The following is a 23,563-nucleotide window of genomic DNA, read 5'->3' as shown; positions in this document are numbered from 1 at the left end:
GAGTAAACTAATTTTTTCGCCATTTTTTGCGCTTGAACCATAATCTTTTCGTAACTTTGGCAGTTAAATGAATGTAGAGATATAGAATATAAATATAATAATATAAAACTATGAAGTTCATCGTTTCAAGTACTGGATTATTCAGTCATTTACAAGCTATTAGCCGAGTTATCAACTCTAAAAATTCGTTACCTATTCTTGATTGTTTTTTGATGGAACTAACTGACGGAACGCTGTCTCTCACTGCTTCTGACAGCGAAACGACCCTGTCCACTTCACTGGAAGTAAATGAAAGTGACGGTGACGGACGCTTTGCCGTTTCTTCAAAAACCATACTCGAAGCCCTGAAAGAAATACCCGAACAACCACTTACTTTCCTGGTAAATACTGAAAACCTGGAAATCACCGTACAATATCAGAATGGTAAATACAGCCTGATGGGACAAAATGCCGACGAATATCCACAAGCTCCCGCATTAGGCGCAAATGCGGTACACGTAACGATGGGCGCTCCGGTGATGCTGGCTGGTATCAACCGTTCTTTATTCGCTACTGCCGATGATGAGTTACGTCCGGTAATGAATGGTATTTATTTTGATATCACTACCGAAGACATCACTTTCGTAGCCTCAGACGGGCACAAATTAGTACGCAATAAAACATTTGTGGCACATGGCGATGAAAAAGCCGCTTTCATTCTGCCCAAGAAGCCGGCAACCCTGTTGAAGAACCTGTTACCGAAAGAACAAGGAGATGTGCAAATTGATTTTGACGACCGTAACGCTACGTTTACATTAGAAAACTACAGTATGATATGCCGTCTTATCGAAGGACGCTATCCAAACTATAACTCAGTAATTCCGCAGGATAATCCTCACAAGGCCACCATTGACCGCATGACGCTGATCAGTGCGCTCCGCCGTGTATCTGTATTCTCATCGCAAGCAAGCAGTTTGATAAAACTCCGCCTCAGTGAAAATCAGATCCAGATCTCCGCACAAGACATTGATTTCTCCACCTCAGCAGAAGAAACACTGACTTGCCAATATACAGGAAGTCCCATGAGCATCGGCTTTAAATCAACATTCCTGATTGATATTTTAAACAATATCTCAGCACAGGAAATACTTTTCGAACTGGCTGATCCTTCACGTGCGGGCGTTATTGTCCCTGTAGAGCAGGAAGAGAACGAAGACCTGCTGATGCTGCTGATGCCTATGATGCTGAACGACTAAAAACGACACGCCACCATGTGGTGGAAAAACAATATATAATACAAGCTGAAAATGAAATTGAACTTGAAGAATCCTATTGTTTTTTTCGATTTGGAAACAACGGGAACAAATATAAACACAGACAGAATAGTGGAAATATGCTATCTGAAGGTGTATCCAAACGGCAACGAAGAAACGAAGACCATGCGTATCAATCCGGAAATGCACATTCCCGAACAATCCTCTGCTATCCACGGTATTTATGACGCAGATGTGGCAGACTGCCCTACCTTCAAGGAAGTGGCAAAAGAGATAGCCCGGGACATTGAGGGATGTGACCTGGCCGGTTTCAATTCCAATCGTTTCGACATTCCGGTTTTGGCTGAGGAGTTCCTGCGCGCAGGAGTAGACATTGACATGATGAAACGAAAATTCATTGACGTGCAGGTAATTTATCACAAACTGGAACAGCGTACCCTGTCTGCCGCCTATAAATTCTATTGCGGCAAGAATCTGGAAGATGCCCATACAGCCGAAGCCGATACACGCGCCACATACGAAGTACTGAAATCTCAATTGGACCGCTATCCGGAAGAACTGCAAAATGATATGGCATTTCTAGCCGAATACTCAAGTTTCAACAAGAATGTAGATTTCGCCGGACGCATTGTTTATGATGACAAAGGCGTGGAAGTATTTAATTTTGGGAAATACAAAGGAATGTCTGTCAGCGAAGTGTTACAAAAAGATCCGGGCTACTACAGCTGGATACTGAACGGTGATTTTACGCTGAACACGAAAAACGTACTGACAAAAATCAGACTACGTGAATCGGGAATGATGAAATGAGTATGAAAGGAAAAAAAATCGTACTAGGTATAACCGGAAGTATAGCCGCCTATAAAGCGGCTATACTCATTCGCGGACTTATTAAGAAGGGAGCGGAAGTACAAGTTGTGATTACCCCCGCAGGCAAAGAATTCATCACACCTATCACTTTATCTGCATTAACAAGTAAACCTGTTATCAGCGAGTTTTTTGCTCAACGTGACGGAACATGGAACAGTCACGTTGATTTGGGACTATGGGCGGATGCCATGATTATCGCTCCGGCTACCGCATCCACTATTGGTAAAATGGCCAACGGAATAGCGGACAATATGCTGATCACGACTTATCTGTCAATGAAAGCTCCCGTATTCGTAGCTCCGGCAATGGATCTGGATATGTTCGCACACCCTTCCACCCGGAAGAATCTGGACACGCTCCGTTCTTACGGAAATCACATTATAGAACCGGCAGAAGGGGAGCTAGCAAGCCATCTGGTAGGAAAAGGCAGAATGGAAGAACCGGAAAAAATAGTGGAAATACTGGAAGCTTTCTTTGCCAAACAACAAGACATGGCCGGAAAGAAAGTAGTCATTACCGCCGGTCCAACTTACGAAAAAATAGATCCGGTACGCTTTATCGGCAATTATTCTTCAGGAAAAATGGGATTCGCACTTGCCGAAGAATGCGCTTCACGTGGAGCGGAAGTATCACTAATCAGCGGACCGGTAACGATTCAGGCCCATCACCCTAACATCCGCCGCATAGATGTGGAAAGTGCTGGAGAAATGTACGAAGCCGCCATCCGCGAGTTTCCTACAGCTTCGGCTGGCATCCTGTGTGCGGCAGTGGCCGACTTTACCCCGGAAACCGTATCCGGTCATAAAATCAAAAGAGAGAAAGATAATCTAATACTGCAACTGAAACCCACACAAGACATTGCCGCCGCACTGGGAAGCCAGAAAAAGGACGGACAAATATTAGTGGGATTTGCTTTGGAAACAAATGATGAAACAAAAAATGCACAAGGAAAACTGGAACGTAAGAACCTTGATTTCATTGTACTGAACTCATTGAACGACCAAGGAGCAGGGTTTCGTTGTGATACCAACAAAATAACGATTATAGACCGTCAAGGAGTAACTCCTTATCCGCTGAAAAGCAAACAGGAAGTAGCAAGAGATATTATTGACAGACTGGTAAATAATAAATAATTTCTTAATTTGCCACGTTGTCAATGTGCTAATTACCATGCGGAATACAGCGCAACAAATTAGCAAATTGACAAACCAGCAAATTATTAAAAAGGAGCAAGAATATGCTGCAATCTATCTATATACAAAATTATGCATTGATTGATACATTGGATATCAGTTTCACCCCCGGTTTCTCTGTCATCACCGGAGAGACCGGCGCCGGTAAATCGATTATTCTAGGCGCTATCGGCTTGTTACTGGGACAACGGGCCGATATCAAAGCTATCAAGAAAGGCGCCAATAAATGTATTGTAGAAGCACGTTTCAACATCTCCGCCTATCAGATGGAGCCTTTCTTTACCCAAAGAGATTTGGAATATGATCCGAATGAATGTATTATCCGCCGCGAGTTATATGCATCGGGCAAAAGCCGCGCATTCATAAACGACACGCCGGCCTCATTGGCGCAGATGAAGGAACTGGGCGAGAAACTGATAGATGTACATAGCCAGCATCAAAACCTGTTGCTCAACAGTGAGGGATTCCAATTGAATGTATTGGATATCCTGGCACAAAATGACAACGAACTTTCAGCATACAAAAATATTTATACCGAGTACAAGAACGTATGCAAACAGCTGGCCGATTTCATAACACAAGCCGAGCAAAGCCGGAAGGATGAAGATTACATCCGGTTCCAACTGGAACAGCTGGATGATGCAAACCTTCAGGAAGGAGAACAAACCGAACTGGAACAGGAAGCCGAAACTTTGAGTCATGCCGAAGAAATAAAAGCGGGCTTGTACAAAGTGGACCAAATAATGTCTTCGGAAGATGCCAGCCTGTTGTCCGCTACCAAAGAATGTATGCAAACCCTGCATAACATAGCGAGAGTGTACACACGTGCCCAGGAATGGATAGGGCGTTTAGACAGTTGTTACATAGAGCTGAAAGATCTGTCGCATGAAATAGCAGGCGCACAGGAGGAAGTGGAGTTCAACCCCACCCGTCTGGATTATGTAAATGAACGCCTGAACTTAATCTACTCTCTGCAACAGAAACATCACGTACAAACAATAGAGGAATTGATAGCTGTGCAAACCGACTACCATGAGAAGCTGAACGCCATCACTTCTTTTGACGACCGTATAGCAGAACTTACCGCCCAAAAAGAAACGCTATATGACAAAGTGATAAAGCAAGCCGCTGTGCTGACAAAGCTTCGTTCCCAATCGGGTAAGAACATTGAGAAACAGATGCAAAGCCTGCTGGTTCCTCTCGGTATGCCCAATGTGCGCTTTGTGGTGGAACTGAATCCGCGCAAGGAACCGGACAGTAAAGGGATGGACAGTGTGACATTCCTGTTTTCGGCCAACAAGAATGGAACATTACAAAATGTAGCTTCCGTAGCATCGGGCGGTGAGATTGCCCGTGTCATGCTTTCGCTGAAAGCCATGATAGCCGGAGCTGTGAAACTGCCTACTATCATCTTTGATGAAATAGACACTGGAGTTTCCGGTTCCATCGCCGAGAAAATGGCACTCATCATGCAGGAAATGGGAAAACAAAACCGTCAGGTCATCAGTATCACCCATCTGCCCCAAATTGCAGCACGCGGCATCACTCATTATAAAGTATATAAGGAAGATACGGAAACAGGCACCAACAGCTACATCCGCCGCTTGACTGATGAAGAAAGAGTAAAAGAAATAGCCAATATGCTAAGTGGAGCTACCTTGACAGAGGCAGCCCTGAACAATGCAAAGGCGCTGATAAGTGGCTAGTGCCAAGTGATTTATGGACTGTCATATTGCAGACATTAATCACTTACCACTAACCACCTGTCACTAACCATTAACCACTAATTAGACATGTTAGAAAAGAATGAAATGATTTTCGGTGTACGCGCTGTTATTGAAGCCATACAAGCCGGAAGAGAGATAGATAAAGTATTGGTGAAGAAAGATATACAGAGCGAACTGTCCAAAGAACTGTTTGCCTGTTTGAAAAATACCCTCATCCCTGTTCAGCGTGTACCCGTGGAGCGTATTAACCGTATCACCCGGAAAAACCATCAGGGAGTTGTAGCATTCATCTCCTCTGTCACCTACCAGAAAACAGAAAATCTGGTACCTTTCTTGTTTGAAGAAGGAAAAACACCCTTATTCGTCATGCTGGATGGAATTACCGATGTACGTAACTTCGGAGCCATTGCCCGTACCTGCGAATGTGCCGGTGCAGATGCCATTATTATTCCCTCGAAAAACAGTGTCAGTGTCAATGCTGACGCAATGAAAACATCCGCAGGAGCTCTGCACACTCTTCCCGTATGTCGCGAACAAAGTTTGACTAATACCATCAAGTATCTGAAAGACTGCGGATTCAAGATTGTAGCAGCTACGGAAAAAGGGGATTATGATTACACCAAAGCAAACTATAAAGACCCTGTATGTATCATTATGGGAGCCGAGGACACAGGTGTTCCCTACGAGCACCTTTCTCTGTGCGATGAATGGATCAAAATACCGTTAATGGGTAAAATAGAATCACTGAACGTATCGGTTGCCGCAGGTATTCTGATTTATGAAGCTGTAAAACAACGCGGCTTCACAGAAGACAAGACGGCATCCGCTTTATAAAATACCGTATCATCGTTAACAAACAATTAACTATATCATGAAGAAAGTACTTTTGATATTGGCATGCGGCATAGCTACCCAGCTAAGTTATGCACAAGCAACCCCAAAGTGGGCCGACAAAGCTAAAAAAGCCGTTTTTTCCATCGTTACATACGATAAAGATAACAAAATCAAGAATACAGGAAATGGATTCTATATCAATGAAAATGGAACGGCATTATCTGATTACACCCTGTTTGAAGGAGCCGAACGCGCAGTAATCATTAACGCGGACAGTAAAGAATTACCTGTATTGCGTATCTTGGGAGCCAACTCCATGTATGACATCGTAAAATTTAATACTGAAGCCGATAAAAAGACCATAGCATTAAAATCGGCATCACAGCCGGCATCAGTAGGTGAAACAGTCTATCTGCTACCCTACTCGACTCAAAAAGCGGCAACCTGCCAGACAGGGACCGTCACCAAAGTAGACACCATTGGCGACAAGGCATATTATTATACACTGGCAATGACAACCAACGAAAAAACCGTAAGTTGCCCTATTATGAATGCCAATGGAGAAGTATTAGGTTTAATCCAAAAAAACGCATCGGATGAGGCCAAGGAAAGTTATGCCATCGGAGCTACATACGGTGCCTCACTGAGCATCACCGCCCTTTCTTTGAACGACATGTCACTGAATAAAATCGGCATCAAAAAAGGACTGCCCGAAACAGAAGACCAAGCACTGGTGTACCTGTTCATGGCATCTTCACAACAAAATCAGAACGAATATATCACCACATTAAACGATTTTCTGGAACAATATCCCAACAGCGCAGACGGATATATACGCCGTGCCACTACTTATATGGGATTTAGTGATGATGAACACAACGCTTTGGCAGATGCTGACCTGAAGAAAGCACTGGAAGTGACTACCAACAAGAGTGAGACGCAATATAATATCGCTAAATTAATTTATTCGTACATCATCTCTTTAGGTGACAAGAAACCATACGGTGACTGGAGTTACGACAAAGCTCTCTCCATCATTCATGATGCCATGCAAGCCGACAACCAACCCATTTACACACAATTGGAGGGAGATATTCTGTTTGCTATGAAGAAATATCCTGAGGCATACGCCGCTTATGAGAAAGTGAACCAGTCTTCCATAGCCTCTGCCGCTACATTTTACTCGGCAGCCAAAACCAAACAACTGATTGAAGGAACAGATATGAACGAGGTTATTGCCTTGATGGATAGTGCTGTGGCACGTTTCACCAAGCCTTATACATCGGAAGCTGCTCCTTATTTCTATGAACGGGCAGAAATAAAAGCCCAGACAGGTAAATACCGTGAAGCGGTAATAGATTATGATACTTTTTATGATGCTATCGGTGGACGGGTTACAGCCGCCTTTTATCTGCAACGCGAACAGGCGGAAATACAATGTAAGATGTATCAGCAAGCTATCAATGACATTAATAAAGCAGTAGAAATGACTCCTGAGGATGTAGCCATGTGGGTGGAAAAAGGTTCGGTGCATCTACGTGTAGGGCAACATAACGAAGCAATAGAAGCATTGGAAAAGGCTATCTCTTTAGACCCGAAAGCCGCAGCCGCATACCGCATGCTGGGATACTGCCAGATACAATTAAAGAAAAACAAAGAAGCCTGTGCAAACTTTGCCAAAGCAAAAGAACTGGGCGATGAAGTGGTAGACGGACTGATACAGAAGTATTGCAAATAATACCGGAAAGCTCCATCCAAAATCCGCGAATCTTGCTACGTGATTTCTGAAATCTTGTTGCATGATTCGCGGATTTTTGCTACAAGATTTCAGGGAGCATTCCCTGCCATTCATGAAAAAGCAGGAAAGGAAAAAATTCTACTTATCCCACAACTGCTGTATAATCAGTACCCGTTTCGTATCTTCCGTCACCCGGAAACGGTCATCGCTACGCTCTCCTACCAGCCATACAATCTGGCCTGCAGAGCAAACCACATATTGATTTTCTTTCTGGAAAAGAGAAAACTTACGATCTGTCAGATAATCGCTGATCTTCTTTTTCCCTTTCATTCCGAAAGGAACAAATTTATCCCCCTGCCGCCATTTACGCACCGTGAGAGGTAGCACCACCTTGTCTGCATCCAAACAGGCCGTATCCTTATTCTTAGGGATGACAAAGTCTGGCATTATTTCCTGCGTTTCCATTGCAAGCCGGAACGGGGGCACATTTTCCTCCACTTCCTCATCCGCCAGCTTCCTCCTGCGAATAATCAACTCCGTCCTGTCGCGCAGTACCTCCCATCCGGCAGAAACAAACCTTTTTCCCGACTGGGCAGACAAACTGCGGAATACATCTCCTGCCTGGACAGAATTGAAACCTAACGGATGAAGAATCTCAAACAGCAAAGCCGCCGGAGCACTCTCTTCCATCAAACGAGAAATAAGAATATGACCGGACTTTTCCATCACCCTTTCTTTTCCTGCCTCTATCTCCTTATTATATATAAGAGAAACATCAGTCAGACGCCTTGATGTTTCAGCTATACTTTCACTGACAGAAGGATTCAGCTCACGCAACATCGGAAGAATATTCAGACGGATTTTATTACGCATATATTCATCTTGCAAATTGGTACTGTCTGTAACATAACCTTGACGCAAACAACGCAAATAATCCAAAATATCCTGACGGCTCACCTCCAACAAAGGCCGTACAATGCAGCCGTTATGCGGACTAATACCTTTCAAGCCATTGATTCCCGCGCCACGTATCAAATTCAATAAAAAAGTTTCCACACTATCGTCCCGGTGATGGGCTACGGCAATAACAGCCCCCCCCCTCTCCTTACGCAGTTGTTCGAACCAATCATAGCGCATTTCGCGAGCCGCCATCTCAATAGAAACATGATGCCTCGAAGCATAAGTGACCGTATCAAAATGAGTAACATGCAAAGCCACTCCTAATCCTTTACACAACTCATTGACAAACCTTTCATCTCTATCGGATTCCTCACCACGAAGGTGAAAATTACAATGGGCAGCCTCACAATGATACCCTAAAACAAGCAAGACACGCAACAAAGCTACCGAATCTGCCCCGCCACTCAATGCCACTAACACCTTATCATGCAAGGTGAAAAGTTGTTTCTCCTCTATATACTTCTGAATATTCCAATGAAACATGGCACAAAGATAAGAGTTCTGCAAGACAAAAACAAAGTGCCCGTTCTTTATTTAAAAACAATCTAAATAATTTGCATACTTCTAAGTAATAACTTATCTTTGCAAAAAATTTAAAACAAAATGCGTTTATCCGAATTAAGAACAGGAGAAAAAGGCGTAATAGTCAAGGTTTTAGGCCACGGTGGTTTCCGCAAGCGAATCGTTGAAATGGGTTTTATTAAAGGAAAAACCGTAGAGGTAATCTTGAACGCCCCTTTGAAAGACCCTATAAAATACAGACTACTAGGTTACGAGATCTCCCTCCGAAGACAAGAGGCAGATATGATTGAGGTGGTAAGCGAGCAGGAAGCACGCACGATGCAAAACCCTTACCATGGTTCCATAACAGAAGATGTACCCGTGCCCGAATCAGAACTGGTGGCACTGGCAAAAGGCAAACGCCGTACAATCAATGTAGCCTTAGTAGGTAATCCCAATTGTGGAAAGACTTCGCTATTCAATATTGCATCTGGCGCCCACGAACATGTAGGAAACTACAGTGGTGTGACAGTAGATGCCAAGGAAGGTTTTTTCGACTTCCAAGGTTATCATTTCCGTATTGTAGATTTACCCGGAACCTATTCTCTTTCAGCCTATACTCCGGAAGAACTTTATGTACGCAAACATATCATTGAAGAAACTCCGGATGTAATTATCAATGTGGTAGACTCTTCTAACTTGGAACGTAATTTCTATCTTACCACCCAATTGATTGATATGAATGTGCGTATGGTTATCGCCTTGAATATGTACGATGAGCTGGAAGCCAGCGGAAATAAATTGGATTATACCCAATTAAGCCAGCTGATCGGGGTGCCTATGGTACCTACTGTCTGCCGACGGGGAGAAGGTGTAGACAAACTGTTCCATGTTATCATCGGTATTTACGAAGGAGGAGATTTCCTGTCACAAAAGGGCGAAATACGTTCTGAAATTCTGGAAGACCTGAGAGACTGGCACAAAACCTACGTACCCGACCACGAATTCGGAAGCCACAAAGAAGAGGAAGATGCCCGCCCACGCGGATATATGCGTCATATTCATATTAACCACGGTCCTGAACTGGAGCGCAGTATCGAAGAAGTCAAGAAAGCAATCAGTCAAAACGAAGACATACGCCATAAATATTCCACCCGCTTCCTATCCATCAAATTACTGGAAAACGATAGGGAAATAGAAAATTTCATCTCTACACTGCCTAATGGCAAAGAAATCATAGCGATACGCAACAAGGAAACATTACGTATCCGTAAAGTGATGAACGAAGACAGCGAGCAAGCTATTACGGATGCTAAATATGGTTTTATCACCGGAGCTTTGAAAGAAACATTCACCGACAATCATTTGGAAAAAGAACAAACGACCCGCGTGATAGACAGTATTGTGACACATCGCATTTGGGGATATCCTATTTTTTTCCTGTTTCTTTATATCATGTTTGAGGGAACCTTTGTTTTGGGTGACTATCCTATGCAAGGTATTGAATGGCTAGTAGACCAATTAGGCAACCTGATACGAAACAATATGGCTGAAGGTCCTTTGAAAGACTTACTGATAGATGGTATTATCGGTGGAGTGGGCGGTGTTATCGTTTTCCTGCCGAATATCCTCATATTATACTTTTTTATTTCTATATTGGAAGATTCGGGGTATATGGCACGCGCCGCATTTATCATGGATAAAATAATGCACCGGATGGGACTGCATGGCAAGTCCTTTATCCCACTGATTATGGGATTCGGTTGTAATGTACCTGCCATAATGGCAACACGTACTATAGAAGATCGAAAGTCCAGACTAATCACCATGTTGGTGAATCCTTTAATGTCCTGTAGTGCGCGTCTTCCCATATATTTAGTTATGATAGGTGCTTTTTTCCCTAACTGCGCCAGCTTTATGTTACTTTGTATCTATACAGCAGGTATTTTATTAGCAGTAATAATGGCCCGTATTTTCAGTAAATTTCTAGTGAAAGGAGAAGATTCTCCATTTGTGATGGAACTCCCCCCCTATCGTATGCCTACTTCTAAAAGTATCATGCGTCATACATGGGAAAAAGGAGCACAATATCTGAAAAAGATGGGAGGCATTATCATGATTGCCTCAATTATTATTTGGTTTCTAGGGTATTATCCACGGCATGATACTCATGAAAGCGTAGCCGAACAACAAGAAAATTCATATATCGGACAAATAGGCAAAGCAATAGAGCCTGTTATCAAACCGCTAGGATTTGACTGGAAGTTAGGAATCGGACTTATTTCAGGTGTAGGCGCTAAAGAATTGGTAGTAAGTACACTAGGAGTATTATACACAAATGAAGGAGATGTGGAAAATGTGAATCTTTCTGACCGTATTCCCATTACTCCACTGGTTGCATTAGCTTACATGTTGTTTGTATTGATCTACTTCCCCTGTATTGCCACTTTCGCAGCAATCAAGCAAGAATCCGGCAGTTGGAAATGGGCCATATTCGCAGCAGGATACACCACTGGATTGGCTTGGCTTGTTGCATTTACCGTATTCCAAATAGGAAGTATTATCATTTAATAAACCTAAACCTAAAATTATTTGTTTATCAAGCATGGAATTACAACAAATTATAGTTATTGCAATCGTATGCCTCTGTACAATATGGATAAGTATACGTATCTTTCAGTATTTCAAGTGCATAAAGAACAATAGCAATCCGTGTGAATGCTGTAATTCTGATTGCGCCATGAAGTCTATGCACAACAAGCCAAAGTGCGGTTGCGAAAAAAATGCAGAAAAGTGAGAAAAAAATAGCAAAATATTTGCAGATTAAAAAAAATGTCGTACCTTTGCAACCGCAATCGAGAAACAAAGATTGATAACAATAAGGTTCCTTGGATGAGTGGCTTAGTCAGCGGTCTGCAAAACCGTGTACGGCGGTTCGAATCCGCCAGGAACCTCCTCATCACTTCAAAAATAAATATGCAAAAGGGAATAATCCATAGATTATTCCCTTTTGCATATAATATATAAAAAGCAACGCCTTCAATTACTCAAAAGTATTCCTATTTACACCTACATTCAAAAGGTTTCTCGGCTCAGTTTGAAAAAGAACCTGGAATTATTTCTCTATTCCGAAGATTAAGGAGCGAGTCTTTCTATTTTCCAAACACCATCAGATTGAAGCATATAGAGAAAACGATCATGCAAACGATTTACCCTACCCTGCCAGAATTCAACACGAACAGGCATAACAGCAAAGCCTCCCCAGTATTCAGGGCGATCTATCTCTTTCCCTATCCAGCGCGTGGTTTCTTTCACAAAATCACGAATAAGTTGTATCCTGCTTTCTATCGGTTCGCTTTGAGGAGAAATACGGGCGCCAATACGACTCTTGTAAGGCCTTTTTCTAAAATATTCATCTGATTCCTGTGGAGATACTTTAGCCGCAATACCTTCTATATGAATTTGCCTTTCCAGTTCATGCCATACAAACGATATAGAGATAGATGGGTTATGAGCCAGATGTTTACCCTTGCGACTTCCATAGTTAGTATAAAAAATAAATTTGCCATCATGCAAATCTTTCAACAACACAGTCCGTATTGCCGGTTTCCCTTCCGGAGAAACAGTACCTACCAACATAGCCGTAGGCTCATTTACCTCCGCATCTATCGCTTCTTGCAGCCACTTTGTAAAAAGGACAAGTGGATTATCAGGAAGATCACTCCTTTTGAGACCACCCTTTGTATATTCCCTCCTGATTGTCGCCAAATCAGCCTTCATTATTTTTTCTTTAACTCTTAACCTATATTCTTTCATTAACACTTAAATATTCTTTACTCAATAAATTCCCCAAAAGACCATATCAAAATGGACACCATACCTCACATAAGTATGAAAACAATCTTCTAAAAGAAAAGGTTTAGCAATTTCTCACCGCTATGCATAATTGAAGAAGGACTTATTTTCATTTTTTTGAAATACAAAATCTTTTTGCAAACCATACATTTTCAATCATTCCACTACACACATTTTTCTGTAATACAAGAAGATATATTTTTGATAGATTTAATTTTCATAGACAATACTAGCTACAACAGAAGACAAATTATCCTTTTTTATTGCAAAATCACCCTACAATAAGAACTAAAGCCTACACTTGTTTGTTAAATAGAAAAATAAGAATAGCAAAACGACTTGCTACCAATGCACAAACTATTTAATTAAATAATGATTGACTGTTTATGAAAATCTTATTAATAGGAGAGTATAGCAATATACATTGGACTTTAGCAAAAGCCTTAAGAAATATGGGACATAGAGTCGATGTATTATCCCACAGCAATTTATGGCTAAACAACTCTGACTATCTCTATCCCAACCGGTCATCAATCCGTTGGGGAGTTCTTAAAAACACGTTCAATTTACTGAAAACCCTTCCCCAACTCAGAGGATATGATGTGGTACAACTTGTCAACCCTTACTTTTTAGAATTAAAACCCGAACTGCTTCAGTACGTATTCCAATATCTTAAAAAGAACAACAAGAAGATATTTTTAGGAGGGTTTGAATATGATTTTTACTGGATTTACATGTGCTTAAATAAAAACGCTCTCCGATATAATGATTTTTATGCCAATGGCACTTTTCGTGACACCATTGACAACAAAATGGCAATTATAAATTGGATGCATGGATTCAGAGGAAAATTAAACCGTATCATCGCGAACAATTGTAATGGAATCATCACCAGTCTTTACGAATCCTATCTAGCCTACCAACCCTATTTCTCTGGAAAAACCAAATACATTCCTTTCCCGATAGAATCATTGCCTCACCCACAAATCCCTTTTAAAAAAATAGAAAAAGTAAAATTCTATATCAGTCTAAAACATCATCGTGAAGAATGGAAGGGAAAAGACGAACTTTATAGCGCCCTCTATAAATTATATTACAGACATCCATCTGCATGCGAAATCAAACAAACCGTTTTCACTCCGTATGATGAATGTGAACATTTTATGGACGGGTGCGATGTAATGTTAGATCAGCTTTATTCTTATTCTCCGGGATTAAATGCATTATACGCCATGAGCAAAGGAATTGTAGTGGTGGGAGGTGCAGAAGAGGAACATTACAACTTATTAGGCGAAGACAGACTTCGCCCTATCATCAACGTACGCCCCGAAGGAAATGACATTTATAACAAACTAGAGAGTTTATTAGCCAATACAAATAAAATTTCTCAATTATCCGCCGACAGCATTGAATATATTAAAAAACACCATTGTCCAATAAAGGTGGCTAAAGAATGTTTGGATTTTTGGGAGAAAAATTAATTCCACCTATTAACACTTCACTATCAGCACCTTATTATTTCCATCAAAAAATATATCTAAAAAAAAGAGCAAAAGGTTTGCATATTTCAATTTATCCCCTTATCTTTGCACCGCGTTTGAGAGATAACGCTTCTGATAAGAAGGAAGTTTGGGTGAGTGGCTGAAACCACCAGTTTGCTAAACTGACGTACGGGTAACCGTACCGGGGGTTCGAATCCCCCAGCTTCCGCGAATAAGTCGTAAATTAATTTTACGACTTATTTTTTATATTCATTTTTCAACAGTTTGCTGTCAAGGCTTTCGGGAGGAAGAGTAAAGGTGCTTTTTAGGGGTCAACGTAAAAACCTGAGGGATTCATAGATTAAGCATAAATTTTAGTCAGTCTGAATAGAAAGAAAGTCCTGTCCTTTACTCCTCTGAACTGTGTTCTGAAGTCCTTGATTTTGGCATTGAACGATTCGGAAGCTGCGTTGGTGGAACGCCTGTCGAAAAAGTTGACGATTTCCAGATAATGTGTCTGTATGGAACGTATTACCCTTCCGAACGCAAGAAAGCCGGACTTTTCAACTTCGTCATACCATCTGGCAAGTCTTGTCAGAGCGGTGTCCTTGTGCTTGCACTGGTGATATATCAACCCGAGCCTCATGGAAAGATAGTATGCCTTCTTCAGGTCGGGATATTCCCTGAAGAGGATACCGGCACGTATGCGTTGGGATTCAGTCCATAATGACTCTTTTTTATACAGCAGATAGATACTGCGGGCGAGCAATTGCTTGCGCGAATCCCCGTTCTCAAAGGTCGGGGCATGGTATATCTTCCCGCACGCCTTTGCGTATGCGATCTGTATTGATTCCTTGTCCAAAGCCTCCCAGCGTGCCTTCACGCGCATTTCCTGTAAAGCTTCAAAAGCCAGCTTCTGCACATGGAAACGGTCAGTAACACGGCGTGCCGCAGGAAAGCAGACACGGGCGATCTGTTCCATATTAGGAGCCATATCCATAGTGATTTCCCTTACCTGAAACCGTCTGCGCCGGGAGAGACGGAGCAATACGGAGGTGACACTCCTTACATCTGTACCTTTTACAATGGCGATGATGCTGCCTGAACGGCCTGTCTTTTCCTTGTTTATGAGGATAGTATAGAGCTCACCACGCGAAAGGCAGACTTCATCTATACCCACATAGGCCCCTATATTCTTCTCAAAGAGAAGCCAGTCCCCGGCATGAGGAAGAGACTCCCATTTCAGATAACCGCTCAAGTGGTTGCGGTATTGACGTTCAAGAAGCTCACCGTCCACACCGAACAGGGTTCCCAGCAGCTTACAACTGACAGGAAGCGTATCAATATAATTCTTTTAAAAAAGACGCAAACTCATGCGTCATACGGCTGCCTTCCGCTACCAGTTTCCAGTTACGGCTTACGTAACGCCCCTCGTCTTTCAAAATCCACCGGCGCCGGCGGATATTCAGGAAAAGATTCTTGCCACGGATGGGGAAGTCCCGGACTACTACAGGGTCGTAGAAGCCTTTGCTTTCCACTTTGACAGTCGAATATTCACCGGGAAGCTCATTTTTCTCTTCCAGGTAAATCACGATTTCACTACTGCTTTCCTTTACATCGGAAATGTTGAAATAATCCAAGGTACCTTCGGGAAGAAGGAGACGGTAACCGTTAGTTTCCATAATCGCTGATGATTCGTTTGTTTCACACAAAGATAGGATTTTATCGGATATACCCCTCAGGATTTTACGTTGACCCCTTTTTAGACTTTCAATTTTACTACATAAAACATATGATACTTCTTCATAGAAATTAAATTCCGATTTATAATAGTAATAGCATAAAAAAAATCATTTTTTATTTTGCAGATTAAAAACAAACTTCTAACTTTGCACCGTCTTAGAAAAAGAATTAAGACTAACTGATGGCGGTATCGTCTAGTGGCCTAGGACGCAGCCCTCTCACGGCTGAAACTCGGGTTCGATTCCCGGTTCCGCTACTTTTAGAAGCTAATTGGTTTATTGCCACCAATTAGCTTTATTTTTTATGGAATTGTTATAAAGAGTCCTTATTGTTTTTTCATTTATTGACCACTTTATACTTAAAAATGCACAAGTATTCGCATTATACCTACTAATAGTGATGCATAGCTCACAAAAAAGGAGTACCTTTGCAGCCCTAAATCTCTTAATAATGGAATAACAGTATGGAAATGAACAAAGTTTTTAAGGATGGATTGTGGAGTAAGGAAATTAATGTTTCAGACTTCGTACATACCAACATTACCCCTTATGAGGGCGATGCCTCATTTCTGGCAGGCCCCACAGAGCGAACTAAAAAAGTGTGGAACGAATGCCTCAAGGCACTAGAAGAAGAACGTGCCAATAACGGAGTTCGTTCCCTTGATAATGTAACAGTATCTACCATCACCTCACATAAAGCAGGATACATTGACCGTGAAAACGAACTGATTGTAGGTCTTCAAACGGATGAACTTTTGCGCCGTGCCATCAAACCTTATGGTGGTATCAAAGTCGTAGAAAAAGCCTGCCATGAAAACGGTGTGGAAGTAGATGAAAAAGTAAAGGATATCTTTACTCATTATCGCAAAACCCATAATGATGGCGTATTTGATGCTTACACCGAAGAAATCCGCTCTTTCCGTTCACTCGGTTTCCTGACCGGTCTGCCCGATAATTATGCACGCGGGCGTATCATCGGTGACTACCGCCGTTTGGCACTGTATGGTATCGACCGACTGATTGAAGCAAAACAAGAAGATTTGCACAATATCACCAGTCCGATGACCGATGCCCGTATCCGCCTGCGCGAAGAAGTAGCCGAACAAATCAAAGCACTGAAAGAAATAAAGATATTGGGTGAATATTACGGACTCGACTTGGGTCGTCCCGCTACTAATGCACAAGAAGCTGTTCAGTGGGTTTATATGGCATATCTTGCTGCCGTGAAAGAACAAGATGGAGCAGCTATGTCATTGGGCAACGTTTCTTCATTCCTGGATATCTATATTCAATATGATTTGGATCATGGTAAAATTGACGAGTCATTTGCGCAGGAACTGGTAGACCAGTTCATTATCAAGTTGCGTATGGTCCGTCATCTGCGTATGCAATCATACAACGATATCTTTGCAGGTGATCCCACCTGGGTAACCGAGTCTATCGGCGGACGCTTCAACGACGGACGTACCAAGGTTACAAAAACTTCCTTCCGTTTCTTGCAGACACTATACAATCTGGGTCCGTCACCCGAACCTAATATGACTGTACTGTGGAGTCCGGAATTGCCGGAAGGTTTCAAAGAATTCTGTGCACAAGTTTCTATCGACACTTCTTCTATACAATACGAAAACGACACGCTGATGCGCGAAGTACGTAACTGTGATGATTATGGTATCGCCTGCTGCGTTTCTTATCAGGCTATCGGCAAACAAATCCAGTTCTTCGGAGCACGTTGCAATCTGGCTAAAGCCCTATTGCTGGCTATCAATGGCGGACGTTGTGAGAATACAGGAACTGTAATGGTGAAAGATATTCCTGTATTGACAGGGGACTTGCTGAACTTTGAAGAAGTATGGTCTAATTATAAGAAAGTATTAATGCAAATTGCACGTGTGTATAATGATGCGATGAATATCATTCACTATATGCACGATAAATATTATTATGAAAAGGCTCAAATGGCATTCATTGATACCGATCCACGTATCAATCTGGCATATGGCGTAGCCGGTCTGTCCATTGCCATTGACTCATTGTCTGCCATCAAATACGGCAAAGTACGTGCCAAACGTAATGATATAGGTTTGACCGAAGGCTTTGATATTGAAAATGCATATCCTTGCTTCGGTAATGATGATGACCGCGTAGACCACTTAGGGGTAGATTTGGTTTATTTCTTCAGTGAAGAATTAAAGAAACATCCGGTATACAAAAATGCCCGCCCTACCCTGTCACTGCTGACTATCACCTCCAATGTAATGTACGGCAAGAAAACAGGTGCCACTCCTGATGGTCGTGCCAAAGGAGTGGCTTTCGCTCCGGGTGCCAACCCGATGCACGGACGTGACAAGAACGGTGCCATCGCCTCATTGAGTTCTGTAGCCAAACTACGCTATCGTGATGCCCAGGACGGCATCAGTAACACGTTCTCTATCGTACCAAAATCACTAGGGGTAGACCAGGAAACCCGTATAGAGAACCTGGTAACCATGATGGACGGTTATTTCACCAAAGGAGCACATCATCTGAATGTAAATGTGCTGAACCGTGAAATGTTGGAAGATGCAATGGAACATCCTGAAAAATACCCGCAACTAACCATCCGCGTATCAGGTTATGCCGTAAACTTCATCAAATTGAGCCGTGAACATCAGCTGGAAGTAATCAGCCGTTCTTTCCACGAAAGAATGTAACATCACATATACATTCATCGTAGGGGCGGGTTTTAAACCTGCCCTTACCAGTTTAAAGACAAACCATTATGATCAGAGTCCATTCTTACGAGTCAATGGGGACGTTTGACGGTCCCGGTTTACGCTTAGTCGTATTTTTACAAGGATGCAATTTCCGATGCCTCTATTGTGCCAACCCCGACACAATTGACACCAAAGGTGAAAGTACGGAAACAACAATAGACGAAATTGTGCGTATGGCCGTCAGCCAAAAAGCTTTTTTCGGTAAAAAAGGAGGTGTGACTTTCAGCGGCGGCGAGCCTACATTGCAAGCAAAAGCACTGATTCCGTTATTCCAGCGATTAAAAGAACAAAGCATCCACATCTGTATAGATACCAACGGCAGTATATGGAATGAAGAAGTAAAGGAACTGCTACAATGGACAGACCTCGTATTATTAGACATCAAGGAATTTAATAATGTGCGCCATCGGCAACTGACAGAACGCAGCAACGAACAAACCATACGTACCGCCGGATGGCTTGAAAAAAACGGAAAGCCTTTTTGGTTGCGCTATGTATTAGTTCCAGGCTATAGTTCCTTTGAGGAAGATATACGGGCATTAGGAGAACACTTCAAGAATTATCAAATGATTCAAAGAATAGAAATACTACCTTATCATACATTAGGCGTACACAAATATGAAGCCATGGGAAAAGAATACAAACTAAACGGAATAAAAGAAAATACTCTAAAACAATTGGAAACAGCCAAAACGTTATTTGGTGAATATTTCAATACCGTATATTTAAATTAAAAATATACTGAAGACAAGATGTTGCTATAAATCAATGGAAATATTTCATCATTTCAATAAAATTATCTAATTTCGCATCTAAAACATAAATTATTATAAATATGAAAAGACTACTATTACTCTGCCTAACTTACATTATGTGTGTAGGCAACCATCAGATGGCTGCTCAAGACTCTTCTGAAAGTCCTGGTATTTTTAATTCATTAGCTGTAGGCGTCAGTGCAAGTACCACAGGTATAGGTATTGATGTAGCCAGTCCTATAGGAAGTTACTTGGCTGTACGTGCAGGAGTTTCTTTTATGCCGAACTTTACTTATTCTACAGATGTGGATGTAGATATTGAAGGTTCTTATGAAGGAAATATACCTACCAGCATAGATGTAGAAGGAGGAATGGGACGTACTGCCGGTGAAATATTGCTGAATGTATATCCTTTCAAATCATCCAGTTTTTTTGTATGCGGTGGTGCTTATTTCGGAGGAGGAAAACTCATCAAGATTAAAGGGCACAGCGATGAGTTGGCAGAACTGATTAAAGAAGGACAAGAAGTAGGTATTGAAATCGGAAACTATCGTATACCTGTAGATCAGAACGGAAATATATCTGGTGGTTTGAAGGTTTCTTCATTCCGTCCTTATCTTGGACTAGGTTTCGGAAGAGCGATTCCTAAGAAACGAATTGGCTTCATGTTCGAAATGGGTGTGCAATTCCATAACACTCCCAAAGTATATACCAATAACGGAGATTTGTCTGATTTAACAGCAGAAGCTGATAATGATTTCACTGATATCATAGACAAACTTACTGTCTATCCGGTACTTAAGTTCCGTTTGTGTGGCAAAATATTCTAATAATATTCTATAAAATAAAAGGAGATGAGCCCTATAATTTTCGCCTCATCTCCTTTTTATATATAAGAAACAATACACTTATATCAGCACCACCATCACATCACGTGCCCCATGAGCACCCATTACCAAAGCCTGCTCAATATCAGCCGTCTTTGACGGACCGGAAATAAAGGTTCCGAAGCCATATTCGCCTGTATCAATCAGTTTATATGCTTCATGCATATTGTTCACAATCTTATTCTTGTTTAGAAGAATAACCAATTTTTCGGCAATAAAATAAATGGCACGCTGCTTTACATCCTGTTCTATCCATACCGCACCATTCTCCGCAACCCCAATCTTTCCATCTATAACGGCCAAATCCGTCCCATTCAGTTCTGCAGGGTCTTCCACATCATCGGGATTAAATGTCGCACATGTAATAGTCTTCAGATTAGAAGCGATGCGTTTGGCTCCAGGATAAGCCTTTTTAATGAAATCATTCACGTCCTCCTCTTTCTCCAAAAGAATGGCTTCCCCTCCTACCTGCTTCATGATGAGATAAAACTGTTCCACCTTACTGGGATAAGTTAATGCCATATCTTCCAATGGCTTTAAATCCGGTTTCTCATATTTTACATGTGTAGCACGCCGGATGCTCTGCAATATATCTTCTCTGCTGCTCATAATTACTTCACTTTACCTTTCTTCCACATTTCATTGAAACTCTCCTTAGCAAATTTCGGCATCTCACGCCCTTTTCCCCAGTCATTCAATCCGTTATAGATAAGAAAACGTGGCATTCCGTTTACCAATGGCGCCCATTTTAATGCCATATTGAATATCAAAGGGCGATTCATCATGAATTCCATACCACCGGACATTACCCTTTTCATCCGGTCTGCCTTACCCAATTTATCCAAATCCTGACGCCACAGATAGATCTGCTCCGCCAAATCCACCTTAGCCGGACACACAAACGAACAGGAATAACACAAAGAACAAGCCGACACATTGTCATAATAATGCAACGGCGCCTTCAACATTCCCAGGTTAATCCCGATAGGGCCGGGAATAAAATAAGTATAAGAGTACCCCCCACTACGTCTATATACAGGACATGTATTCATACAGGCTCCACAACGGATACAATTCAAAGTTTTGATATGCTTTTGGTCGGCCAATATCTTACTACGTCCGTTATCTACAATAATAATGTGAAGCTCCCCACCCTCTCTAGGCTTTCGGTAATGAGAAGTATATGTAGTAATGGGTTGTCCTGTAGCCGAACGGGCCAACAAGCGGGTGAACACTCCTAAAGATTCACGGTCCGGCACAATTTTTTCCATACCAAAAGCTGCAATCTGTAATTTAGGCTGGGAAGTACCCATATCCGCATTTCCTTCATTGGTACATACCACAATCTCACCAGTAGAAGCTACAGCAAAGTTAGCACCTGTCATAGCCGCCTCAGCATGAATAAATTTCTGACGGAGATTCTTCCGGGCTGCATGTGTAAGGTAAGTAGGGTCAAAATTTCCTTTCTCCGTACCCATCTCTCGCTCGAAAAGCTCACCTACCTGTTCACGTTTGATATGAATAGCGGGTAATACAATATGGCTTGGCTTCAGATGCATCAATTGCAAGATACGCTCTCCCAAGTCACTTTCTACCACTTCAATTCCTTTGTTTTCCAAAAAAGGGTTGAGTTCGCATTCCTCGGCCAACATGGATTTGCTTTTTATAAAATGCTTCACTCCGTGCTGGTTCAGAATATTGTAGACAATATTACAATACTCATCCGCGTCCTTTGCCCAATAGACATGGGCTCCATTAGCACGCGCATTGTTTTCAAACTCCACCAATAATTCATCCAAATGGCTGTTACTATATAGTTTAGTAGCACATGCCATATTACGCAATTCCTCCCATTCGGGAACTTCTTTACTCAGTCTGTCACGCTTTGCCCTAACCAGCCAAAGTGTTTCGTCATGCCATGCGGCCTGTTTCTTGTTTTTCAGAAACTCCGCAGCCGCTTTTGAATGTTTCGTACTCATAATCCTGCCGCTAAGATTTCAACAATGTGCAATGTCTTGATAGGAAGTTTGTCACGGGCAATGATGCCATTCTGATGCATCAGGCACGAACTGTCGGCCCCCACAATGTATTCAGCACCGGTAGCGATATGACGCATCACCTTGTCATGCCCCATCTGCACGGAAACCGCATCTTCCTCTACGGCAAACATACCGCCGAAACCGCAACATTCGTCTTTACGTTCCGGTTCCACAACTTCCACTCCTTCTACCAAAGAGAGCAAATCACGCAGTTTGCTGAAATAAGGAATATTAAGTTCGCTGGCAGAAGAAAGTTTCATCAATCTCACTCCATGACAACTGTTTTGCAGACTCACTTTATGTGGAAACTTGGCTTTCAACGAAGAAGGTCTGACGATATCATGAATAAACTCACAGATATCATATATCTTACCTTCGCTGGCGCACCGATGTTTGTCTTCTTTCAACAAACGACTGTAGTTATCACGCACAAAAACGACGCAACTGGCCGAAGGACCTACTATATAATCGTAATTCTTAAACTGTTCGTCAAAATGGCGGGCTAAATCTACCGCTTTATTCTCGAAACCTGCATTCGCCATCGGTTGACCGCAACAAGTCTGGTTGAGAGGATAATCCACGTCCACTCCCAGACTTTTCAGCAGCTTGTACGAGGCTATCCCCACCTGCGGATATACCGCATTGATATAACAAGGAATAAATAAACCTACTTTCATTGTCATTAGTTAATATGTGTCCTATACTAAATAACAAAGTTAGAGGATATTTGTTAAGAAAACAACGAGATTTCTAACGAATAATGAAGCGGAATAGGTAAAAAAACATAATATTGTGGGTAAAAGCCTTACTAATAAAAAAGCACTCCCCGCGAATCACTTCGCAGGGAGTGCTTTTAACTAATAACTAACTTTGTGGTTTACGTAATTTCTATATGACTAACTTATAGTGCAAAGATAGAGGTTAGAGGCCACATCCACAATCACTTCATTTAGGTATTCTATCTTATTCCAC

The 23,563-nt window shown here is 41.9% G+C and carries 18 protein-coding genes and 3 tRNA genes; 14 read left to right on the top strand and 7 right to left on the bottom strand.

The features are described from left to right. The first annotated feature begins 110 nt into the window (after positions 1-110). The 6 genes from dnaN to GKD17_RS08705 all read left to right on the top strand — a co-directional run bounded on the left by dnaN (position 111) and on the right by GKD17_RS08705 (position 7,615). Positions 111-1,235, top strand: coding sequence for a DNA polymerase III subunit beta (gene dnaN, locus GKD17_RS08730; RefSeq protein WP_007843965.1), 1,125 nt, complete (start codon positions 111-113; stop codon positions 1,233-1,235). 51 nt (positions 1,236-1,286) lie between these two features. Further along, a complete protein-coding gene (locus GKD17_RS08725; protein ID WP_005843449.1) occupies positions 1,287-2,063 on the top strand; it encodes a 3'-5' exonuclease in 777 nt (258 codons plus the stop codon). Continuing rightward, entirely contained in the window at positions 2,060-3,256 is a 1,197-nt protein-coding gene (gene coaBC / locus GKD17_RS08720; RefSeq protein ID WP_007838405.1) for a bifunctional phosphopantothenoylcysteine decarboxylase/phosphopantothenate--cysteine ligase CoaBC, read from the top strand. Before GKD17_RS08725 ends, coaBC begins: the two co-directional genes overlap by 4 nt. Positions 3,257-3,360: 104 nt before the next feature. Next, positions 3,361-5,022, top strand: a complete 1,662-nt coding sequence (recN, locus tag GKD17_RS08715) for a DNA repair protein RecN (protein WP_007838403.1) — start codon at positions 3,361-3,363, stop codon at positions 5,020-5,022. 87 nt (positions 5,023-5,109) lie between these two features. Continuing rightward, positions 5,110-5,877 carry a 23S rRNA (guanosine(2251)-2'-O)-methyltransferase RlmB gene (gene rlmB / locus GKD17_RS08710; RefSeq protein ID WP_007838402.1) on the top strand — a complete coding sequence of 256 codons (768 nt, stop codon included), beginning with the start codon at positions 5,110-5,112 and terminating at the stop codon, positions 5,875-5,877. 37 nt (positions 5,878-5,914) lie between these two features. Next, complete coding sequence (locus GKD17_RS08705; RefSeq protein ID WP_007838400.1) at positions 5,915-7,615, top strand: serine protease; 1,701 nt, start codon at positions 5,915-5,917, stop codon at positions 7,613-7,615. 138 nt (positions 7,616-7,753) lie between these two features. Here GKD17_RS08705 and tilS read toward each other — a convergent pair whose 3' ends face one another. Further along, a complete protein-coding gene (gene tilS / locus GKD17_RS08700; RefSeq protein ID WP_007838398.1) occupies positions 7,754-9,058 on the bottom strand; it encodes a tRNA lysidine(34) synthetase TilS in 1,305 nt (434 codons plus the stop codon). Positions 9,059-9,178: 120 nt separating this feature from the next. Here tilS and feoB point away from each other — a divergent pair, with 120 nt between their 5' ends. Together feoB and GKD17_RS08690 are read left to right on the top strand one after the other, a co-directional pair. After that, complete coding sequence (gene feoB / locus GKD17_RS08695) at positions 9,179-11,647, top strand: ferrous iron transport protein B (protein ID WP_007838395.1); 2,469 nt, start codon at positions 9,179-9,181, stop codon at positions 11,645-11,647. Between the two features lie 311 nt (positions 11,648-11,958). After that, positions 11,959-12,030 (top strand) — tRNA-Cys (locus tag GKD17_RS08690). Between the two features lie 181 nt (positions 12,031-12,211). Here GKD17_RS08690 and pdxH read toward each other — a convergent pair. Beyond that, the gene (gene pdxH / locus GKD17_RS08685) at positions 12,212-12,856 is read right to left on the bottom strand and encodes a pyridoxamine 5'-phosphate oxidase (protein ID WP_032933918.1); all 645 of its coding nucleotides are present in this window, start codon (positions 12,854-12,856) and stop codon (positions 12,212-12,214) included. A gap of 461 nt (positions 12,857-13,317) precedes the next feature. Here pdxH and GKD17_RS08680 point away from each other — a divergent pair, with 461 nt between their 5' ends. Both GKD17_RS08680 and GKD17_RS08675 read left to right on the top strand, forming a co-directional pair. Next, entirely contained in the window at positions 13,318-14,412 is a 1,095-nt protein-coding gene (locus tag GKD17_RS08680) for a glycosyltransferase (protein WP_007838387.1), read from the top strand. Positions 14,413-14,554: 142 nt separating this feature from the next. Then, positions 14,555-14,641 (top strand) — tRNA-Ser (locus GKD17_RS08675). 132 nt (positions 14,642-14,773) lie between these two features. Here GKD17_RS08675 and GKD17_RS08670 read toward each other — a convergent pair. Together GKD17_RS08670 and GKD17_RS08665 are read right to left on the bottom strand one after the other, a co-directional pair. Beyond that, on the bottom strand, positions 14,774-15,727 hold the full coding sequence (locus GKD17_RS08670; RefSeq protein WP_229103367.1) for an ISAon1 family transposase: 954 nt from the start codon (positions 15,725-15,727) through the stop codon (positions 14,774-14,776). Positions 15,728-15,752: 25 nt separating this feature from the next. Beyond that, positions 15,753-16,094 carry an ISAon1 family transposase N-terminal region protein gene (locus GKD17_RS08665; RefSeq protein WP_007843962.1) on the bottom strand — a complete coding sequence of 114 codons (342 nt, stop codon included), beginning with the start codon at positions 16,092-16,094 and terminating at the stop codon, positions 15,753-15,755. A gap of 244 nt (positions 16,095-16,338) precedes the next feature. Here GKD17_RS08665 and GKD17_RS08660 point away from each other — a divergent pair. The 4 genes from GKD17_RS08660 (at position 16,339) to GKD17_RS08645 (ending at position 20,495) form a co-directional block, all read left to right on the top strand. Continuing rightward, positions 16,339-16,411, top strand: a tRNA-Glu gene (locus tag GKD17_RS08660). A 207-nt stretch (positions 16,412-16,618) separates the two neighbouring features. After that, positions 16,619-18,847 (top strand): formate C-acetyltransferase, encoded by a 2,229-nt coding sequence (gene pflB, locus GKD17_RS08655; protein WP_007838384.1) that lies wholly within the window; start codon positions 16,619-16,621, stop codon positions 18,845-18,847. A gap of 68 nt (positions 18,848-18,915) precedes the next feature. Continuing rightward, entirely contained in the window at positions 18,916-19,644 is a 729-nt protein-coding gene (gene pflA / locus GKD17_RS08650; protein ID WP_032936553.1) for a pyruvate formate-lyase-activating protein, read from the top strand. A 101-nt stretch (positions 19,645-19,745) separates the two neighbouring features. Then, entirely contained in the window at positions 19,746-20,495 is a 750-nt protein-coding gene (locus tag GKD17_RS08645) for a hypothetical protein (RefSeq protein WP_007843958.1), read from the top strand. A gap of 78 nt (positions 20,496-20,573) precedes the next feature. Here the strand turns inward: GKD17_RS08645 and GKD17_RS08640 are convergent, their stop codons facing one another. Genes GKD17_RS08640 through GKD17_RS08630 form a run of 3 tightly spaced genes read right to left on the bottom strand, consistent with a single transcriptional unit; the run spans position 20,574 to position 23,268 of the window. After that, positions 20,574-21,161: a LutC/YkgG family protein gene (locus tag GKD17_RS08640; protein WP_007838379.1), complete on the bottom strand. Its 588-nt coding sequence runs from the start codon at positions 21,159-21,161 to the stop codon at positions 20,574-20,576. A gap of 2 nt (positions 21,162-21,163) precedes the next feature. Beyond that, positions 21,164-22,531 (bottom strand): lactate utilization protein B, encoded by a 1,368-nt coding sequence (locus GKD17_RS08635; protein ID WP_007838377.1) that lies wholly within the window; start codon positions 22,529-22,531, stop codon positions 21,164-21,166. Further along, a complete protein-coding gene (locus GKD17_RS08630; protein WP_007838375.1) occupies positions 22,528-23,268 on the bottom strand; it encodes a (Fe-S)-binding protein in 741 nt (246 codons plus the stop codon). The genes GKD17_RS08635 and GKD17_RS08630 overlap by 4 nt, the downstream gene beginning before the upstream one ends. Positions 23,269-23,563 lie beyond the last annotated feature (295 nt).

The sequence above is a fragment of the Phocaeicola dorei genome (assembly GCF_013009555.1).
GTDB classification, from domain to species: domain Bacteria; phylum Bacteroidota; class Bacteroidia; order Bacteroidales; family Bacteroidaceae; genus Phocaeicola; species Phocaeicola dorei.
This window is presented reverse-complemented; position numbering and strand designations above follow the sequence as displayed.